The organism is Bradyrhizobium sp. SUTN9-2 (assembly GCF_003122645.1).
Lineage (GTDB): Bacteria > Pseudomonadota > Alphaproteobacteria > Rhizobiales > Xanthobacteraceae > Bradyrhizobium > Bradyrhizobium yuanmingense.
The window spans coordinates 867811-885849 of record NZ_LAXE01000001.1 but is presented as its reverse complement, the minus strand read 5'-3'; the positions used below and the strand labels follow the sequence as shown (position 1 = coordinate 885849).

Sequence of the window (18039 nt, the reverse complement as noted above, 5' to 3'; positions counted from 1 at the left end):
CTAGTAAGTCAGCTCGGCGATGGCAATCCGGTTCTCGGACGCAGCCCAGGCGCGTGCCACAATCCGTTCTTCGCCGAATTGGGCCACGATGTTACGGCCAACCTCGGTGGCGGGAAGCCGCAGGGTGGCTGCCGCATCCGTGGGCACGCCCGGCTTGACGTCGGCCGGCTCCTTGCCGTCGAGCAGCACCACGTCGCGCGGCAGGCCGAAATAGCCGCGCGGGCGCGACATGATCACGACGGCGTCGGCGGCCTTGTCGGCCGGCCCGAGCGGCCGCGCGGGCCGCAGATGCACAACCTCGGACGAGCGCGGGAAGGGCGAGCGGTAGATGTGCGTCGTCGGCGCATCCGGCGAGGTCAGCACGAATTCGAGCGACCAGGCGGGATCGACCTGCGCCGGCCCCCAACGGCCATCTGAGCCTGTTGTCGAGCTGTACAGCGCACCGTCTTTGCGCTCCCCGGTATCAGGATCGACACGGAAGACATCGACGATTGCACCCGCGACCGGACGATTGGTCGGCACGCCGCCGGGCGTACCCGTGACGAGGCCGCTCAATCTCACGCTGGTCTCCGGCACGATCGCGATGCGCGCAGGTTCGCGCCCCGCGATGAACTTGTAAATCTCGCGGAACGCGCGCGGGTGAAACGCCACCTCGCGATGGTCGAGCGCGCCGAGCACGAGATTGGTGGCGCCCTTCAGCTCCGGCCCTTCGGCGGTGACATTGGTCGGCATGCCGGGCTTGCCGATAAAGCGGCCGTCGGGTTGCGCGAATTTGTCCAGACCGTCGCTGCGCAGCGTGAGGAAAGCGACTCCCGGCGTCACTTCACTCTCGCCCTCGTTCAGTCCGCGCAGGAACGTGCCGCGGCCATTGAATTCGTTGTTCGGCTGGTCGTCTGTTGCGAACACGCCGTGATTGGGCGTACCGCACAGCACCGCATGGCTGACATCACCGGCGCCGCCGTTCTTGATGACGTTACGGATCGCGTAGCCGCCGCGCGAGCTGCCGACCAGCGCCACGCGGGCTGCGCCGGTGCGGCGCTTCAGCTCGGTGATGGCGGCAGCGAGCTCGAGGCGCTGGTCCTCGGTCGAGGAGCGACCCGCCTGCTCGACCTTGTCGTCGTTGCGCGCCAGCGGGTCGGTGAAATTGATCGCCATCATGCGATCGCGCGCGATACCGTTGGACTCCATCCGCCAAAGCGTCGTCATCCAGAGCGCGCCGTAATCGCCATTGCCGTGGACGAACAGAATCGGCGGCAGCTCCGTGGCGGGCGCGGTCTGCGCCAGCGCGCCCGTCCGCAAGCTCGCAAGTGCGAAAGGCACGCTCGCAGCCCCTTGCAAGATCGTCCGTCGCGACAGCTTCATCTGTTCCTCCCCGGCAAACCTAGCTCTTTGCACTGCTTATACCGGCCTAAGCACTGGACAGCGAAGGACTTTCGCGGGCATCACTGAATTGGCCGGAATCACCACGACCACTTCTGCCATCCGACATGGAAGGGGATATGACCGAGCAGCCGAACCGCCCGAAATTGGCCGCCGACGGCATCACTGCGCCCCTGCGGTACACCGTGTTCCGGCGGATCTGGCTCGCCAGCCTGCTCTCCAATCTCGGCCTCCTAATCCAGGGCGTGGGTGCGGCCTGGGCGATGACGCAGATGGCGGCCTCGGCAGACAAGGTGGCCCTGGTGCAGACCGCGCTCATGCTGCCGATCATGCTGATCTCGATGCCGGCCGGCGCCATCGCCGACATGTATGACCGCCGCATCGTCAGTGTGATTTCGCTGTCGATCGCGCTGATCGGCGCGAGCGTGCTCACCGTGCTGGCCGGCTTCAACCTGATCACCCCGGAATTGCTGCTCGCCTTCTGCTTCATCGTCGGCAGCGGCAATGCGCTGTTCGGTCCGGCCTGGCAGTCCTCGGTCAGCGAACAAGTGCCGCCCGAGGCATTGGCGTCCGCGGTGGCGCTGAACGGCATCAGCTACAACATCGCGCGCAGCTTCGGTCCGGCGGTCGGCGGCGTCATCGTCGCTGCGCTCGGTGCGGTGGCCGCGTTTGCCTGCAACGCGATCCTCTATCTGCCGCTGCTGGTGGTGCTGCTGCTCTGGCGCCGCAGCACCGAGCCGTCGCGCCTGCCGCGGGAGAAGCTCAACCGCGCCATGGTTTCGGGCGTGCGTTACATCACCAATTCGCCGCCGATCAAGATCGTGCTGTTGCGCACGCTGGTGATGGGCCTGATCGGCGGCGCGGTGATGGCGCTGATGCCGCTGGTCGCGCGCGACCTCCTGCATGGCGGCGCGCAGATGTATGGCATCATGCTCGGCGCCTTCGGCATGGGCGCGGTGATCGGCGCGCTCAACATCCACGAATTGCGCAAGCGCATGAGCGGCGAGGCCGCGATCCGCGCCTGCACCATCACGATGGCCTTCACCATGGCCGCCCTCGCTTTGAGCACGGAGCCGGTGCTGACGGCGGCCGCGCTGGTGCTAGGCGGCGCAGTCTGGATGGCGGCGATCGCGCTGTTCAATATCGGCGTGCAGCTCTCGGCCCCGCGCTGGGTCGCCGGTCGCTCGCTCGCAGCCTTCCAGGCCGCGATCGCCGGGGGCATCGCGATCGGCGCATGGGGCTGGGGCCATCTCACCGACTATGCCGGCGTCGAGATCGCATTGCTGACCTCGGCCGGCCTGATGCTGATCTCGCCGCTGCTCGGCATCTGGCTCACGATGCCGCGTGTCGGCGCCCGCAACGAGGATGCGGACATGCTGGCCGATCCCGAGGTGAGGCTGTCGCTGACAGGGCGCAGCGGCCCGCTCGTGGTCGAGATCGAATATCGGGTTGCGCAAGAGAATGCGCGCGCGTTCCACAACGTGATGCAGGACGTGCAGCTCTCGCGCCAGCGCAACGGTGCCTATGGCTGGTCGATCGCGCGCGACATCGCCGACCCCGAGCTGTGGACCGAGCGCTATCACTGCCCGACCTGGCTCGACTATTTGCGTCAGCGCAACCGTGCGACCCAGTCCGAACGCGCGCTGCATCAGCAGGCGATCGATTTCCACATCGGTCCCGAGCCGGTGCGAATCCGCCGCATGCTGGAGCGCCCCTTCGGTTCGGTGCGCTGGAAGGACGACACGCCGGACCGCGCCAACAGCGAGGTGCTGCCGGTGGTCGCGACCGCGGCGGGAAGCAGTACGTAGGCCTCTCGTCATTCCGGGGCGCGCCGTAAGGTGCGAACCCGGAATCCATTTATCGCAGGAGTTGGTCGCGCGATGGATTCCGGGTTCGCGCTTCGCGCGCCCCGGAATGACGATCACTGCCCGTGCTGGGTCAGCACCTTGTCGCAGGCCTTGCTCAGCTTGGTGCGGTTCTGCTTCAGGCATGCCAGCACGGCACCGTCGCCATTGTCCATTACGGGACGGCAGAAGCGCGTGACGTCGCGCGCGCAGGCATCATGGCCGGGCTGCTGTTGCGCGGAGGCGCTCGATGCGCACAGGAGCAAGGAAATAACGAAAAGCAGTCTGGTCATCGCGCAATTGCCTCTTACCCGGAAAGACGTGCGGGCGAAGCTAGTGCGACGATCCCGCACCTGCAACGGCTTTGTTGACTAGCTGCAGCGCGCCGCCGCCATCACCCCGGCTTCATGCCAGGGGACATGGCGAGGGGAGCTGCCGGCGCAACCGCCGGCGTCTTGGTTACTGTGTGTCCTGAGCGTCAGCGACCTTGCGCGAGGCGCCCTTGGCGAGGGTCTTGTCCATCACCGCGCGGCATCCGGCGCTGAGGTCCGAGCGATGCTTGATCATGCACGCGGTGATCTTCGGGATATTGGGGATCTCCGCCGAGCAAAGACGGAAGGCATCGCCCGTGCACATCTGCTGCGCCTCGGCCGAGAAGGCGAAGCTCGCGCCCGTCGAAGCGATGGAGACGATCGCGGCAAAGCCCAGGGCCAGGCTGGCGTCGCGGATCTTGCCGGTAAACGACTTGGTCATTTGAAGCTCCCGTTGGCGCCGCCACAGCGGGCCCGTTGTCGATGGGAGCTACGATGCTCCGGCAAAACCGTTTCCACTGTGATGACGCTCACGGGAGACCCGTCCTCTGTGATCTCAGTCACTCAGACGCAGCCCACTGAAATTCCTTCGCAACCGCTGTCGTGTTGGTGTCACGTTAACTCTTACTTCGCATTAATGGCTCGTCGCGCGGGAAATTCCGCCGGTTTGGTTGCGTAATTGGAAAGAGTAACGATGCGTAATGCGTTGGGCCTGATGCTGGCCAGTGTAGTTGCGGCGGTCGTGATCGCCGCCGGCGGTTGGTTTTATTATTCCGCGCGCGCCGACCAGGGCGCTCCCAAGACAGTTGCCGCCCGTGCCGCCGACCCATTGCCGGCACAGGCGAAGCTCGCCGCCAAGGACGACGTCGAGACCACCGCGGCCGTCGCGGCCAAGCCGGCCGCAGCCGCGCCGGCACCTGCGCCAGCGCCGCTCATGCCGATGCAGCCGAAGCAGGCCTGCGCCAATCCGAACGCGCTGGGTGTGTCCCGCGTCGTCGAGATCGACACGACGGGCGGCCCCGGCTTCGGCTTCGAGCATTTCAAGCAGTTCGACTTCCTGACCGAGAAGGAGGTCGTGCTGACCTTCGACGACGGTCCGTGGCCGGTCAACACGCCCACGGTGCTGAAGGCGCTCGCGGACGAATGCACCAAGGGCCTGTTCTTCTCGGTCGGCAAGCACGCGACCTACCATCCGGAGATCCTGAAGCAGGTGCTGGCCCAGGGCCACACGGTGGGCACGCACACCTGGTCGCATGTCAATCTGAACAGCAAGAAGTTGACCGAGCAGCAGGTCAAGGACGAGGTTGAGAAGGGCTTCAGCGCAGTGAAATTCGCGCTCGGCACCAACCCGGCGCCGTTCTTCCGCTTTCCGCAGCTTCAGCACAATCCCGCGATGGTGAGCTATTTCGGCACCCGCAACGTCGCGATGTTCTCGACCGAAATCGACTCCTTCGACTTCAGGAAGGGCGCGACGCCGGAGAAGATCGTCGAGACCGTGATGACGAGGCTGGACAAGCTCGGCAAGGGCATCATCCTGATGCACGACTTCCAGAAGAACACGGGCCTCGCCCTGCCGACGCTGCTCGCGCGGCTGAAGGCCGGCGGTTACAAGGTCGTGCAGATGAAGGCCAAGACGAGCCTCCAGACGCTGCCGGAATATGACGAGGCGCTGATGAAGGACATGAAGGTGCCGACCGCAGGCACGAACTCCCGTCCGATCGCGAGCGTCGTGCAAACGATCTCGCAATAAGCGCCAAATCCAAAACTCTTGCGTCATGGCCGGGCTTGTCCCGGCCATCCACGTTTTAGGATCAGGCGCGAAGACGTGGATGCCCGGGTCAAGCCCGGGCATGACGGCGAGATCAGGGTACAGGTCGGCGCCTCACCAATAGATGCCGTGTCGATGCAGCTCGCTGATGATGCGGCGCTCGGTCCAGCTGCGCTTGGGCTTCGGCTTGTCCGCCTTTGCCGTGGTCTTGGCCGCGGGCTTGGTCGTCGTGACCGGCACGGAGGCCGTCGCCGGTGTGGTGACGGTCGGAGTGGTCGCCACTGTCGGCGCGGAGAGCGACACCGCCGGCGGACGATCATGATATTTCTGAACCTCGGTGGCCGGCGCGGCTTCGCTCACCTGCGCCGTCACGGTGCTCGCCGATGTCGTGGTTTGCGGAGTGGAGGTCTGTTCGCCTGCCGCCGCCAGCGACAGACCGCGGGAGCCGCCTGCCTGGGCGGAGGCAGAAGCCAGCAGCATGGCGGCAATCAGAATGATCTTGCGCATGTGAAGTCTCCCCGTGTTGGCGTGACAGGACGTTAGGGGAGCCATGTCTGCGATTATGTGATCGCGATCACGCAGCCGAGCGAGCCCTGATGCAGGCTGATGCCTGGTCATCGGAGCGTTTGGGGATCGGATGAACCGGGGCGCTGGTGCCGCAAGAGGGATTCGAACCCCCGACCCCGTCATTACGAATGACGTGCTCTACCGACTGAGCTATTGCGGCGAACCTGCCGGGACCAAAGCAATGCCGGCCCCGATACGCGCGCCCCTGATATCGGGCATGGCCCGAATTGGCAAGGACAAGCGGGAGGCGAAATACCGCTCACGCGCCCCAGCGGGACCAGAATCCGCGCCAGCCGCCCGCCTGGGCTTTGGGCGTGCCGATTTGTTCCGTAAATTCGTCGCTTGGGCCGTCGTCGTCGATCCCGGGATCGTCCGGTGCGCGGACGATCGGGATGACGGTCTGGGTCGGCGCCGAGGCGGGCTTGCTGAGGTCGGCGCGGGTTCGGAAGACCGGCGTCGGCGCCGGCGGCGATGATTCGGCGGGCGCCGGAGCCGGATTCGCCGGCTCGGCGGGCGTGACGACCGGCTCGTCGACCTTCGCAGTTTGCTCCCCAGTCTCCTTGGCCACTTCCTTGGTAGCCTCCTTCGCGGCGTCCTTGGCCTGAGGGGGTGAATTGTCCTGCGCGGCCGGTGCCGGCAGCGGGGCCACCTCCGGCGGTTCCGCCGCGGCTTCGCTGGGAGCGGCGGTCACCCGCTTCGGCGGCGGAGCGGCCAGCATGGCTTCCTCGAAGGCCGAGGATTCGAGCGTGGGGCCCTTGTCCGAGGGCAGGCTCGCGACCGGCGCCTGCCACTGGAACGCATCGAGGCGGCCGGTGACCGGGGAGACCGGACGCCAGCGGTCGCTGACATAGCCGTCCGCGGTCCAGGCGGGATCGAGGCGGGCCCGCACCGCGCGCAAGGTCCAGGCGCGGGCGCGGCCGCCGTCGCCATGCTCGGTGCGCTCCATCTCGGCCATCAGCAGCGCGACGCGCTGGGTCGGATCGGCGAGGTAAGGCGCGAGCACCTCGCGCGCGCGGGCGAACTCCGAGGCGTCGATCGCAGCGCGGGCGATGGCGAGCTGGCCCTCGATATGGCCGGCCTTGTCCGCAGGCGTCTTCGCCGCGAGCGTCTCGACCCGCTGCAAGCGGTGCCAGGCGGTATCGCCGAGCTTCACATGCGCATAGGCATCCGCAAGATCGGGATGCGGATTGGCGAGCCAGGCGGCTTCGACCAGCTTCATGGCGCGGCGCACCTGATGCGCCTCGCTCTCGAATTTTGCCGCGAGCACGGCCGCCGGCACCAGGGTCGGCGCGAGCTTGACCGCCTCCATCACGCTCTCGCGCGCGACGTCGCGGTCCATCGTTTCCAGCTCCAGCGCACGCGCGGCGAGCAGCACACCGCGCTGCCGGCGATAGGTCTGCTTGTCGATCAGGCCCGCGGACAGATTCGAATCGAGGATCGCGAGCGCGCCGCTCCAGTCTCCACGCGCGCAGCGGAAGCCGAGCACCGCGTGCGAGGCCCAGGTCGCGGACGGCGACAGCTTGATCGCTTCCTCCGCAATCATCACGGCGCCGACCGCATCATCGGCGCGCTGCGCCTCGATGAAGAGACCGCGCAGGCCGAGCAGCCGCGTGTCCTCGCGTTCGGCCATGGCGCGGAAGACGCGTTGCGCCTCGTCGCGATTGCCTTCGAGCTGCGCCGACTGCGCGTGCAAAAGCAGTGCGAGCGGATCGTTCGGTGCATGCCGCCGCGCCGCCTCGGCGTGCCGGCGCGCGAGCGCGGAATCGCCGTGGCCGATCGCGAGCAGGCCATGGGTGATGGCATGACGGCCGCGGGCATGGCGCTTGTCATGACGGCGTCGGCGCAAGCGCCCCGGCATGCGCCAGATCGTCGTCAGGATGCTCCAGACCAGCACGACGGAAGCGGCGAAAAGGCCGAGCAAGAACACGAACCTCGGCAGCGTCGTCGAGATGCGGAAGCTGCCCGCGGTCAGGACGAGGTCGCCGGACTGGTCGGCGACCCAGGCCGCGCCGGCCGCCGCCAGTGCGATCAAGACGAGAAAGAGGACGATGCGAAGCATGGCGATCCCTATACGCGCCGATTGTTGCGCGAATCTTATTGAGTAGATTTGGCGAGATCCGCCATGGCATCGTCGGCGAATTTGCGGGAGGCGGCGAGCGCGGCGTCGCGGGCATCGGCTTTGTCGAGCCAGGCCTGCGCCGGAGCACGATCAGCCTCGGGCAGCGTCTTCAGCTCGCGCCGCGCTTCGGCGAAATCGCTACGGAGCGCCGCCGCCGTGACGCGCGTCACGATGGCGCCGCGATCGTTGCCGACGCCATCGGTGCGCTCGATCCGCACGAGCTTTGACGCGCCGGCCTGGAGCCGCTCGACAATGCCGGCCTCGCTCGACGGAGCTTCAGCCGGCGGCGACAGCTTCGGCACGATATTGAGGAGCTCGCGGCTCAGCGCCGCCGATGTCGGGATGCCGGACGATGCAAACGCCTCGAGCGGCTTGAGCATATCGGGCTTGGTCGCCAGCGACCGCGCCGCCGCCAATTGCGATTGATAGGGATCGCCGTGGCGAACGGCAACGTCGAGCAGGGACGCCGCGACCACATAGCGGAGCGGCTTGTCGTCCATCGTCTTGGCCTCGGCGATCTTCTCGCCCTGCTGCGCAAGCTCGGCCCGCTCGGTCTTGCTCGCGCGCTCGAGCTGGGCGATGCGGTCGGTGAGCGCGGCAAGATCGGGCGCGGCACTCGGCGGCGCGGATTTCGCATCGTTCAGCGCGCTCGCCGTCTTATCGAACTGTGCGCGCAAATTGGCGATGTCGCCGCGCAGTGCGCTCGCCGCTTTCTCCAACGCGTCGATCCGCGCGACTTGGGCCGGATCGGCCGCCGGCCTCGCGGCCCTGGCTTCGACCGCGGCAACGCGTCCGCTCAGCGCATCGACGGTCGCACTGGTGACCTGCGGCGCGGCCGGCGGGGCCTGCACCGCGGGCCAGCCCAGCATCCAGCCGACTGCGATCACGACCGCAGCCGCGGCAACGCCGGAGAACGGCGCGATGACCCAGGGCGAAATCGGCGCCGATACAGGCACCGCCGCGGAGGCCTGCTGCTCTGCCGATTCGGACTGAGGCTCGGCCTTGACCTGTTCCGAGCCGGGCTCTTCCACCCTGGCCTGCTCCTGCGCGACATGCTCGGATGCCTCGGGCTCGCCCGCGACCTGCTGCGGCTGGGTCGAGACTTCCGTCGCCTCGAGGTCGATGGTGGGCGGGGTGCGCTTGGCACGACCCGGATCGGGCGCCAATCCAGCGTCTTCAGGCTTGTCGTCGGCCATCGTGACGGTTCCTCACACTTCCATACCAGGGATGGATTAGATTGCGTCGGATTCGGCCCGACCTTTACGCCAAACGGGTCCGCAACGCACGCTCCAAGGTGTCGAATAAGGCAGTTTCGTCCGGCGTTGCGGCCACCAGAACCTGTGACGCGCCGGCATCGCGCAGCACGCCCGCAACGGTCTCGGACAGGCAGCAATGCGGGATCGCCAGCGCCGAAATTTCGACACCTTCGTCCCGCGCCGCATCGAGGAACGCACGTGCGCTGCGCCGGGAGTAGTGCAGCACCGCCTCGATCCCGTGGGCGGCAAAGCCCTCGCACACCTCGCGCGGCAGATGCTTGACAGGCGCCATGCGGTAGGTCGTCTGCGTCACCACGCGGAAACCTCCCGCGCCGAGCTCGCCGCCAAGATCGCGCGACAGATCCGCGCCGGCGAGATACAGCAGCGTGCTGTTTTTCTTCAACACCTTGTCGCACGCGCTCTGCATCACCTTGTCGCGCAAGGACGCGGCGTCGCCCCCGGCGACGATCACCTCGGCAAAACCAGCCTCTCGCGCCGCTGCAGCCGTATGTTCGCCGACCGCGAACAATGGCAGCTCCAGCAGACCGAGGTCCGGCAATTGCGGCGCTATGGCGCGAATCGCATTGGCCGAGGTGACGAGAACGGCATCATAAGAAACTTCGCTCTCGCCTTGGAAGGCGACCGGCTCGAGCTTGAGCGCCGGCGCAAGCAGTACCGTATGCCCGCGCGTACGCAGATTGTCCGCCGTCGCCGCATTGTCGGGATGCGGCCGTGTGACAAGAATGGACATCGCTGCTGTTCCCGGACCATTTGGCGGTGACGCATTGACCAGAACCGCTGCGCGTGACGATTGCGCAAGCCGACCCCGGGATGCTACCGGACGTACCAGAACTCTGCTTTATGGATGAGCGCAAGGGCGCAAATTGGATAACAATTCGCCAATGCTGGTGCTGGGCATCGAAACCACCTGCGACGAGACCGCCGCGGCCGTGATCGAACGCGCGGCCGACGGCAAGGGCAAGATCCTGTCCAACATCGTGCGGTCGCAGATCGAGGAGCATGCCCGCTTCGGCGGCGTGGTGCCGGAGATCGCCGCGCGCGCGCATGTCGACGTGCTCGATGGGATCATCGACCGCGCCATGAACGAGGCCGGCATCGATTATGCTCAGCTCGACGGCGTCGCGGCGGCCGCGGGGCCCGGGCTGATCGGCGGCGTCATCGTCGGACTCACCACCGCGAAGGCGATCGCGATGGTGCACGACACGCCGCTGGTCGCGGTGAATCATCTCGAAGCGCATGCGCTGACGCCGCGTCTCACCGACGGCATCGAATTTCCCTATTGCCTGTTCCTCGCCTCCGGCGGCCATACCCAGATCGTCGCAGTCACCGGTGTCGGCCAGTATGTGCGGCTCGGCACCACGGTCGACGACGCCATCGGCGAGGCCTTCGACAAGGTCGCGAAGATGCTGGCCCTGCCCTATCCCGGCGGCCCGCAGGTCGAGCGCGCGGCGGCAGGTGGCGATGCCACGCGCTTTGCGTTTCCCCGGCCGATGCAGGGGCGCCCCGATGCCAATTTCTCGCTGTCGGGACTGAAGACGGCGGTGCGCACCGAAGCGAGCCGGCTGGCCGAGCTCATGCCGCAGGACATCAGCGATCTCTGCGCGAGCTTCCAGGCCGCCGTGCTCGATTCAACGGCCGACCGGCTGAGCGTCGGCCTGAAGCTTTTCCGCGAGCAGTTCGGCGCACCGCGCGCGCTGGTCGCCGCCGGCGGCGTTGCCGCCAATCAGGCGATCCGCGGCGCGCTTGACGATGTCGCGAAGCAGGCCGGGACGCAGCTGATCATGCCACCGCCCGCGCTGTGCACCGACAACGGCGCCATGATCGCCTGGGCCGGCGCCGAGCGCCTGGCGCTTGGCCTGACCGACACGATGGACGCGCAGCCGCGCGCACGCTGGCTGCTCGATGCCAACGCGACCGCGCCCGCGGGCTACGGCAAGACTCGGGCGGGATTCTAGGGATGACCGCTCTCCAATCCGTCGCAGTGATCGGCGCGGGCGCCTGGGGTACGGCGCTGGCGACGGTGGCGGCGCGAGCAGGGCGAAACGTGACGCTGTGGGCACGCAATGCCGAGCACGCCGCGCGGATCGCATCGACGCGCGACAATCCGCGGCTGCCCGGGATTCGGATCGTGCCTGAGCTCGTCGTGACGAGCGATCTGGCGCTCGCCGCGCGTGCGGACATGCTGCTGATCGCAACGCCGGCGCAACATTTGCGCGGCGCGGTCAACATGCTGGCCTCGCACATCAAGAAGGCGGTGCCGATCGTCGCCTGCGCCAAGGGTATCGAGCACGGCACCCATAAGTTCATGACCGACGTGATCGCCGAGGCCGCGCCGCACGCGCAGCCGGCGATCCTGTCGGGGCCGAGCTTTGCCGACGATGTCGCACGCGGCCTGCCGACGGCAGTGACCCTGGCGGCAGGCGATGAGGCGCTCGCCAGCAGCCTGGTACAGGCGCTGGGCTCGCCGACATTCCGCCCCTATCACTCCACCGACATTCGCGGCGTCGAGATCGGTGGCGCCGCCAAGAATGTGCTGGCGATCGCGGTCGGCATTGCGGTCGGGCGCGAGCTCGGCGCCTCCGCGCAGGCGGCGCTCACGACCCGCGGCTTTGCCGAGCTGACGCGCCTCGGCCGTGCGCTCGGCGCACGCAGCGAGACGCTCACCGGCCTGTCGGGCCTCGGTGATCTCATTCTGACCTGCTCGAGCCCGCAATCGCGCAACTTCGCGCTCGGCCTCGCGCTCGGCCGCGGCGAGCAGCCTCCCGCCGGCAAGCTCGCCGAGGGCGAGTTCACCGCCCCCGTGCTGATCGAGCTCGCCGCTTCGCAAAACATCGAGTTGCCGGTATCTGAGGCGGTCGCATCGATCCTGAGCGGCAAAAGCACGATCGATGCCGCGATCTCGGCGCTGATGACGCGCCCCTTCAAGGCAGAGGAATAAGCATGGCGTACTGGCTCGTGAAATCCGAACCGTCGGTGTGGTCCTGGGACCAGCAGGTTGCGAAGGGCGCCAAGGGCGAGGCCTGGACCGGCGTGCGCAATTTCACCGCCCGTCAGAACCTCGTGAACATGAAGAAGGGCGACAAGGCGTTCTTCTATCATTCCAACGAGGGCAAGGAGATCGTCGGCATCGCCGAGATCATCAAGGAGGCCTATCCCGATCCAACCGACAAGACCGGCAAATTCGTCTGCGTCGACATCAAGGCCGACAAGCCCCTGAAGACGCCGGTGACGATGGCCGCGATCAAGGCGGAGAAGAAGCTCGCGGATATGGCGCTGGTGAAATATTCGCGCCTCTCCGTGCAGCCGGTGACGGCAGAGGAGTGGAAGCTCGTCTGCAAGATGGGCGGATGTAGTTACGTCGTTTCGTAGCCCGGATGGAGCGCAGCGCAATCCGGGAAAGTCTCGATTGAAGCCCGATCCCGGATTACGCTTCGCTCCATCCGGGCTACGATATCCGGGCTTGCGACTCCGCCAGCGCAAACACCTCGCACGGCGCGGCAATGCCGCGCAGCGAGTGCGACCCGAGCGCGACCAGCGGCATCTCCGTCTCAGCGGCGAGCGCGCCCGACACCAGCACCGTTCGGCCCAGCGGCTTGCACAATCCCTCCAGACGGCTGGCGAGGTTGACGGCGGGACCGATCGCGGTGAAGTCGAGCCGGTTCGCGGCGCCGATATTGCCCCAGAGCATCTCGCCGAGATGGAGCGCGGCGCCAAACGACAAAGGCGGCAGCCCTTGCGCGCGGCGCTCCTTGTTGAGGTACGCCATCCCGGCTTCGGCTGCGCTTGCCGCGCGCAAAGCAGCGTCACAGGCGCGGCGCGGGGACGCCTCGAGCACCGGAAAGATCGCGAGCACGCCGTCGCCGATGAATTTCAGCACCTCGCCGCCGAAGGCGTGAACCGCGCCGGCGATGCGATCGAACCAGGCATCGAGCGCCGCAATGACATCGGCCGGCGGTGTCGTCTCCGATAGGGTCGTGAAATTGCGCAGGTCCGCATAGAGCAGTGCGGCCTGGATGGTCTCGCCGAGATCGCGGCGCAGAGGCGCCGCCAGTACCCGCTCCGCGCTGCGCGTGCCAAGGTATGCATCGAGCGTTGCCCGCAAGGTGGCGCGCGCGGCGAGCACGGCCAGCGGCGTTGCGGCGAAACGCGCGGCCTGACGCAATTGCTCGATCTCATCCGCCGTGAACGGACGCGGCCCGATCCAGCCGAGCAGCGGGCCATCGGGCCGTCCGGCGACATCTTCATGCACATCGCCGCCGGCGATATCGCGCAGCCAACGGCGGCCGGCGTCGTCGGGTGGATCGGGCGCGAGGCCGCCCGGCGCGAAGCCGAGCGCTTCGATCACCTGGCCGCTGTCGGCACGCCACAGCCAGGTCCGCTTCGCGATCAGCGGATGCGGCACCTCCAGCGTCAGGGCGCCTGCCGCGAGCGGCACGCCATCGGCGGCCAGATGCGCGCCGAGCTCCGCGAGCAGGTGGTCGGCCCCGCGACAATCCGAGGCCGCGTCGAGGAGCCAGGCGAGGGTCGGGGAGAGCTGCATGAGGCGATCATGGCGAAACAGGGCCGTCTTTGCCACGGGCAATCCTTGACGGAGCGCAGGGCCGCCGCCATGTCCCATCGTCAGACCAGGGATGATTGCCGATGCCCGAACCCTTCATAGTGCGACGCGAGACCCAGATCGCGGCCCCGCGCGCCACTGTCTTCGCCTACCTCACCGACCCCGAAAAGATCCTGAGCTGGATGGGCTCCGACGCAACCACGGAGCCTTATCCCGGCGGGCTCTACCTGCTCAAGGGCGTCAGCCCGGACGGCGCCGCCGCCCGCGGCGCGTTCCGCGAGGTCGTGCCGGTGCATCGTCTGGCCTATACGTTCGGCTGGGAGGGTGGTCAGGAAGTGCCGCCCGGCTCGAGCCTGATCGAGATCGACCTGATCGAGCAGGACGGCGGCACGCTGCTGCGCATGACCCATAGCGGCCTGCCGAACGAAGCGCAGGCGGCCGCTCATGCAACGGGTTGGGCGCACTACCTTAAGCGGCTCACGATCGCAGCCGCAGGCGGCGATCCCGGTCCTGACATAGGTGTGTCAGATAATAAGTAGCTCTCGTAGGTTGGGCAAAGGCGCTCTTCGCGCCGTGCCCACCACCCGTCACCATGGGCAAATGGTGGGCACGCTTCGCTTTGCCCACCTTACGAGAGCGGCGCTTCATTACACTGCTGCCGTCGCCACCACCTGCGCCAGCAACTGCTCGCGCCTGGCCTGCGAGCGCTGACCCGTCATGGTCGCGGCGAAGCGCTCGAGGATGCCCTCCTCGAAGGCGGTGACGATGGTGTCGTGGACGTAGCTCTTGCGGCAGATCGCCGGCGTGTTGGAGAGCTGGTCGGCGGCGGCGCGGATCGCATCCAGCACCTGCTTCTTGCGGCCGCGCTGGCTGCTCGCCGGCGTGATCCGCGACAGCGATTCCACCACGACGGCGGACGCCATCAGCGTGCGGAAATCCTTCAGGGAAATCTTGATGCCGGCGATCTCGCGCAGAAACGCGTTCACCTGGGTGGTGCTGACCGCGCGCACGATGCCGGAGGCATCGCGATACTGGAACATGCGCTTGCCGGGAACGCTCTGCAAAATGCCGATGGCGCGCACCAGCTTGGCGGCGTCGCACTCCTTGCGCACCGCCTTACCGCCCTTGGCCTTGAAGGTCAGCACGAAACAATCGTCTTCCAGCGTGACGTTGGACTTCAGCAGCGTGGTCGCGCCGCGGGTGCCGTTGAGGCGGGCGTAGGATTCATTGCCGGGGCGGATCGCGGTGCGCGCGATCAGCTCGATCACGGCCGAGAGCGCGAACTCGCGCGTCGGCTCGTCCCCTGACAGGAACGCCGAGACCTTGCGCCGGATTTTCGGCAGCGCGCCGACGAGCTTTGCCAGGCGATGCGCCTTGCGCTGCTCGCGGACCTTCTCCCAGTCGGCGTGATAGCGGTATTGCAGCCGGCCCGCGGCATCGCGGCCGACGGCCTGCAGATGCGAGTTCGGGTCGGCGGAGTAGCGCACCTCGCGATAGGCCGGCGGCACCGCCATGGAATGCAGCCGCCGGATGGTGCGGGCGTCGCGGATATGCGCACCGTTGGGGCGGACGAAGGAATAGCCCTTGCCGCGCCTGATACGACGGATGGTCAGCTCGTTCTGGTCGCCGAGCCGCAAGCCGAGCTCCTTGGCGAGGGCCTCGACCGTCGCCGCAGGCGCCGCGTCGTAGGTCTTCTTGGGGCTCGGGCGCCTGAAACCGGTCGGTTTCGGCCATTGTCCGAGGGCCTTGGCTAGGGCAATGGCTGCAGGATCGGCTGAAGCGGGCCGTATCGTCCCGAGATTCTGCTGATCCATCATGGTCTTACGCCTTAGCCCTGTCCTGTTGTCGATCAATGCCGCTGTTGTGATTTTTGTTCCAAGGGGTCTCTTTGGACCCGGGTTGGCCATTTAGGGTGTTCCGAACACGATTGCGAGTCCCGAATCAGTGAGAAGAGGTTACTAAATACCTCTCCTCGCCGCATGGGGGCTCTGCGGTCTCTGTTCTGGCGGTTTGGGTGAAGAGCCGGAAAGTGCTCGTCGGCCCTGTTTCAGATTTGCGACAGCGGGCCTTCCGGAGCTTGATTCTCCGCATGGCCGGCTGCCCGTCGAAGGTCCAGCTTGTGCTCCTTGTCGGGTCCGGTTAGCCCGACGCATAATCCATCAAATGATGATGTCGGCATTGCCTGAGCTTGCCGCATGTGGAGGGAAGCATGTCCGAGAAGATCTACGATATCCCCGCGGAGTGGGCGAAGCGCGCCTGGGTCGACCAGGCCAAGTACAAGGAGATGTACGCCCGTTCGATCTCGGACCCGAACGGTTTCTGGGCGGAGCAGGCCAAGCGCATCGACTGGATGAAGGCGCCGACGAAAATCGAGAACGTCTCGTTCGCGCCGGGCAACATCTCGATCAAATGGTTCGAGGACGGCATCCTGAACGTCGCCTACAATTGCATCGACCGGCATCTCGCCAAACGCGCCAACCAGACCGCGATCATCTGGGAGGGCGACGATCCCTCGCAGTCCAAGCACATCACCTACAAGGAGCTGCATGACGAGGTCTGCCGGATGGCCAACATCCTGCGCACCCGCAACGTCGGGAAGGGCGACCGCGTCACCATCTACCTGCCGATGATTCCCGAGGCCGCCTATGCAATGCTGGCCTGCGCGCGGATCGGCGCGATCCACTCCGTGGTGTTCGCGGGCTTCTCACCTGACAGCCTCGCCCAACGCATCAACGACTGCCAATCCAAGGTGATCATCACCGCGGACGAAGGCCTACGCGGCGGCAAGAAGGTGCCGCTGAAGGCCAATGTCGATGCGGCGCTTAGCAAGGCCGACGGCGTCGACTGGGTCGTCGTGGTCAAGCGCACCGGCGCCAAGGTCGACATGAACCCCACGCGCGACCTCTGGTACCACGAGGCCGCGGCGATGGTGACCACGGAATGCCCGGTCGAGCACATGCACGCCGAGGATCCGCTGTTCATCCTCTACACGTCGGGCTCGACCGGCCAACCCAAGGGCGTGCTGCACACCTCCGGCGGCTATCTCGTGTTCGCCTCGATGACGCATCAATACGTCTTCGACTATCACGACGGCGACATCTACTGGTGCACCGCCGACGTCGGCTGGGTCACCGGCCACAGCTACATTCTCTATGGGCCGCTCGCCAACGGCGCGACCACGCTGATGTTCGAGGGCGTGCCGAATTATCCGGATAATTCGCGGTTCTGGAACGTCATCGACAAGCACAAAGTCAACATCTTCTACACCGCGCCGACCGCGATCCGCGCGCTGATGCAGTCCGGCGACGAACCGGTGAAGAAGACCTCGCGCGCCTCGCTCCGCCTGCTCGGCTCGGTCGGCGAGCCCATCAATCCCGAAGCCTGGGAGTGGTATCACCGCGTCGTCGGCGACGACCGCTGCCCGATCGTCGACACGTGGTGGCAGACCGAGACCGGCGGCATCCTGATCACGCCGCTGCCGGGCGCGACCAAGCTGAAGCCCGGCTCGGCGACGCAACCGTTCTTCGGCGTGGTGCCTGAAATCGTCGATGCCGACGGCAAGGTGCTGGAAGGCGAAACATCAGGCAATCTCTGCCTGACGCGGTCCTGGCCCGGCCAGATGCGCACGGTCTACGGCGACCACGCCCGCTTCGAACAAACTTACTTCTCGACCTACAAGGGCAAATACTTCACCGGCGACGGCTGCCGCCGCGACGCCGACGGCTATTACTGGATCACCGGCCGCGTCGACGACGTCATCAACGTCTCCGGCCACCGCATGGGCACCGCCGAAGTCGAGAGCGCGCTGGTCGCGCATGAGAAGGTGTCGGAAGCCGCCGTCGTCGGCTTCCCGCACGACATCAAGGGTCAGGGCATCTACGCCTATGTCACCCTGATGGCCGGCGTGCAGCCGAGCGACGAGTTGCGCAAGGAGCTCGTGACCTGGGTGCGCAAGGAGATCGGCCCGATCGCCTCGCCCGACCAGATCCAGTTCGCCCCGGGCCTGCCCAAGACCCGCTCCGGCAAGATCATGCGCCGCATCCTGCGCAAGATCGCCGAGGACGAGCCGGGCAGCCTCGGCGACACCTCGACGCTCGCCGATCCCGCCGTTGTCGATGATCTCGTCAAGAACCGGCAGAACAAGAAGTCGGCGTAAGGCGAGTTCGTGCCCCGGACGCAGCGCAGCGCTCCTTCAGCGGTGCGCTGCTGAGCCGG

Annotated in this window: 16 protein-coding genes and 1 tRNA gene; 7 read left to right on the top strand and 10 right to left on the bottom strand. The window is 66.8% G+C overall.

The genetic code is table 11. From position 1 onward, the window contains the following. Positions 1-1362: a hydrolase gene (locus XF30_RS04165; protein ID WP_192893027.1), complete on the bottom strand. Its 1362-nt coding sequence runs from the start codon at positions 1360-1362 to the stop codon at positions 1-3. A 137-nt stretch (positions 1363-1499) separates the two neighbouring features. On the opposite strand from XF30_RS04165, the gene XF30_RS04160 reads away from it, so the two are divergent. Beyond that, entirely contained in the window at positions 1500-3188 is a 1689-nt protein-coding gene (locus tag XF30_RS04160) for an MFS transporter (protein ID WP_036024258.1), read from the top strand. 113 nt (positions 3189-3301) lie between these two features. Here the strand turns inward: XF30_RS04160 and XF30_RS04155 are convergent, their stop codons facing one another. Both XF30_RS04155 and XF30_RS04150 read right to left on the bottom strand, forming a co-directional pair. Continuing rightward, entirely contained in the window at positions 3302-3517 is a 216-nt protein-coding gene (locus tag XF30_RS04155; protein ID WP_036002903.1) for a hypothetical protein, read from the bottom strand. Positions 3518-3683: 166 nt separating this feature from the next. Next, positions 3684-3977 (bottom strand): hypothetical protein, encoded by a 294-nt coding sequence (locus XF30_RS04150; RefSeq protein ID WP_036002906.1) that lies wholly within the window; start codon positions 3975-3977, stop codon positions 3684-3686. Positions 3978-4229: 252 nt separating this feature from the next. Here XF30_RS04150 and XF30_RS04145 point away from each other — a divergent pair, with 252 nt between their 5' ends. Then, positions 4230-5285, top strand: a complete 1056-nt coding sequence (locus XF30_RS04145; protein WP_109141999.1) for a polysaccharide deacetylase family protein — start codon at positions 4230-4232, stop codon at positions 5283-5285. A gap of 132 nt (positions 5286-5417) precedes the next feature. Here XF30_RS04145 and XF30_RS04140 read toward each other — a convergent pair whose 3' ends face one another. From XF30_RS04140 to XF30_RS04120, 5 genes are all read right to left on the bottom strand, one after another. Then, positions 5418-5810 carry a hypothetical protein gene (locus XF30_RS04140; RefSeq protein ID WP_036002911.1) on the bottom strand — a complete coding sequence of 131 codons (393 nt, stop codon included), beginning with the start codon at positions 5808-5810 and terminating at the stop codon, positions 5418-5420. Between the two features lie 144 nt (positions 5811-5954). Further along, a tRNA-Thr gene (locus XF30_RS04135) sits at positions 5955-6030 on the bottom strand. A 99-nt stretch (positions 6031-6129) separates the two neighbouring features. Further along, on the bottom strand, positions 6130-7929 hold the full coding sequence (locus tag XF30_RS04130; RefSeq protein ID WP_109141998.1) for a heme biosynthesis protein HemY: 1800 nt from the start codon (positions 7927-7929) through the stop codon (positions 6130-6132). A 35-nt stretch (positions 7930-7964) separates the two neighbouring features. Beyond that, a complete protein-coding gene (locus XF30_RS04125; protein ID WP_036002917.1) occupies positions 7965-9185 on the bottom strand; it encodes a COG4223 family protein in 1221 nt (406 codons plus the stop codon). A gap of 64 nt (positions 9186-9249) precedes the next feature. Beyond that, a complete protein-coding gene (locus tag XF30_RS04120) occupies positions 9250-9996 on the bottom strand; it encodes a uroporphyrinogen-III synthase (protein ID WP_109141997.1) in 747 nt (248 codons plus the stop codon). Between the two features lie 157 nt (positions 9997-10153). Between XF30_RS04120 and tsaD the strand changes: the two genes are divergently transcribed. Genes tsaD through XF30_RS04105 form a run of 3 tightly spaced genes read left to right on the top strand, consistent with a single transcriptional unit; the run spans position 10154 to position 12635 of the window. Then, entirely contained in the window at positions 10154-11221 is a 1068-nt protein-coding gene (tsaD, locus tag XF30_RS04115) for a tRNA (adenosine(37)-N6)-threonylcarbamoyltransferase complex transferase subunit TsaD (protein ID WP_192893383.1), read from the top strand. A gap of 2 nt (positions 11222-11223) precedes the next feature. Beyond that, on the top strand, positions 11224-12204 hold the full coding sequence (locus XF30_RS04110) for an NAD(P)H-dependent glycerol-3-phosphate dehydrogenase (protein WP_109141995.1): 981 nt from the start codon (positions 11224-11226) through the stop codon (positions 12202-12204). Between the two features lie 2 nt (positions 12205-12206). Next, positions 12207-12635, top strand: a complete 429-nt coding sequence (locus XF30_RS04105; RefSeq protein WP_109141994.1) for an EVE domain-containing protein — start codon at positions 12207-12209, stop codon at positions 12633-12635. Positions 12636-12711: 76 nt separating this feature from the next. Here XF30_RS04105 and XF30_RS04100 read toward each other — a convergent pair whose 3' ends face one another. Then, entirely contained in the window at positions 12712-13806 is a 1095-nt protein-coding gene (locus XF30_RS04100) for an adenylate/guanylate cyclase domain-containing protein (protein WP_192893382.1), read from the bottom strand. A 101-nt stretch (positions 13807-13907) separates the two neighbouring features. Here XF30_RS04100 and XF30_RS04095 point away from each other — a divergent pair, with 101 nt between their 5' ends. Further along, entirely contained in the window at positions 13908-14363 is a 456-nt protein-coding gene (locus XF30_RS04095) for an SRPBCC family protein (RefSeq protein ID WP_036024228.1), read from the top strand. Between the two features lie 108 nt (positions 14364-14471). On the opposite strand, the gene XF30_RS04090 is transcribed toward XF30_RS04095, so the two are convergent. Then, positions 14472-15641: a DNA topoisomerase IB gene (locus tag XF30_RS04090; protein ID WP_036024230.1), complete on the bottom strand. Its 1170-nt coding sequence runs from the start codon at positions 15639-15641 to the stop codon at positions 14472-14474. Between the two features lie 392 nt (positions 15642-16033). Between XF30_RS04090 and acs the strand changes: the two genes are divergently transcribed. Then, entirely contained in the window at positions 16034-17980 is a 1947-nt protein-coding gene (gene acs, locus XF30_RS04085) for an acetate--CoA ligase (protein WP_036024231.1), read from the top strand. Positions 17981-18039: the final 59 nt, after the last annotated feature.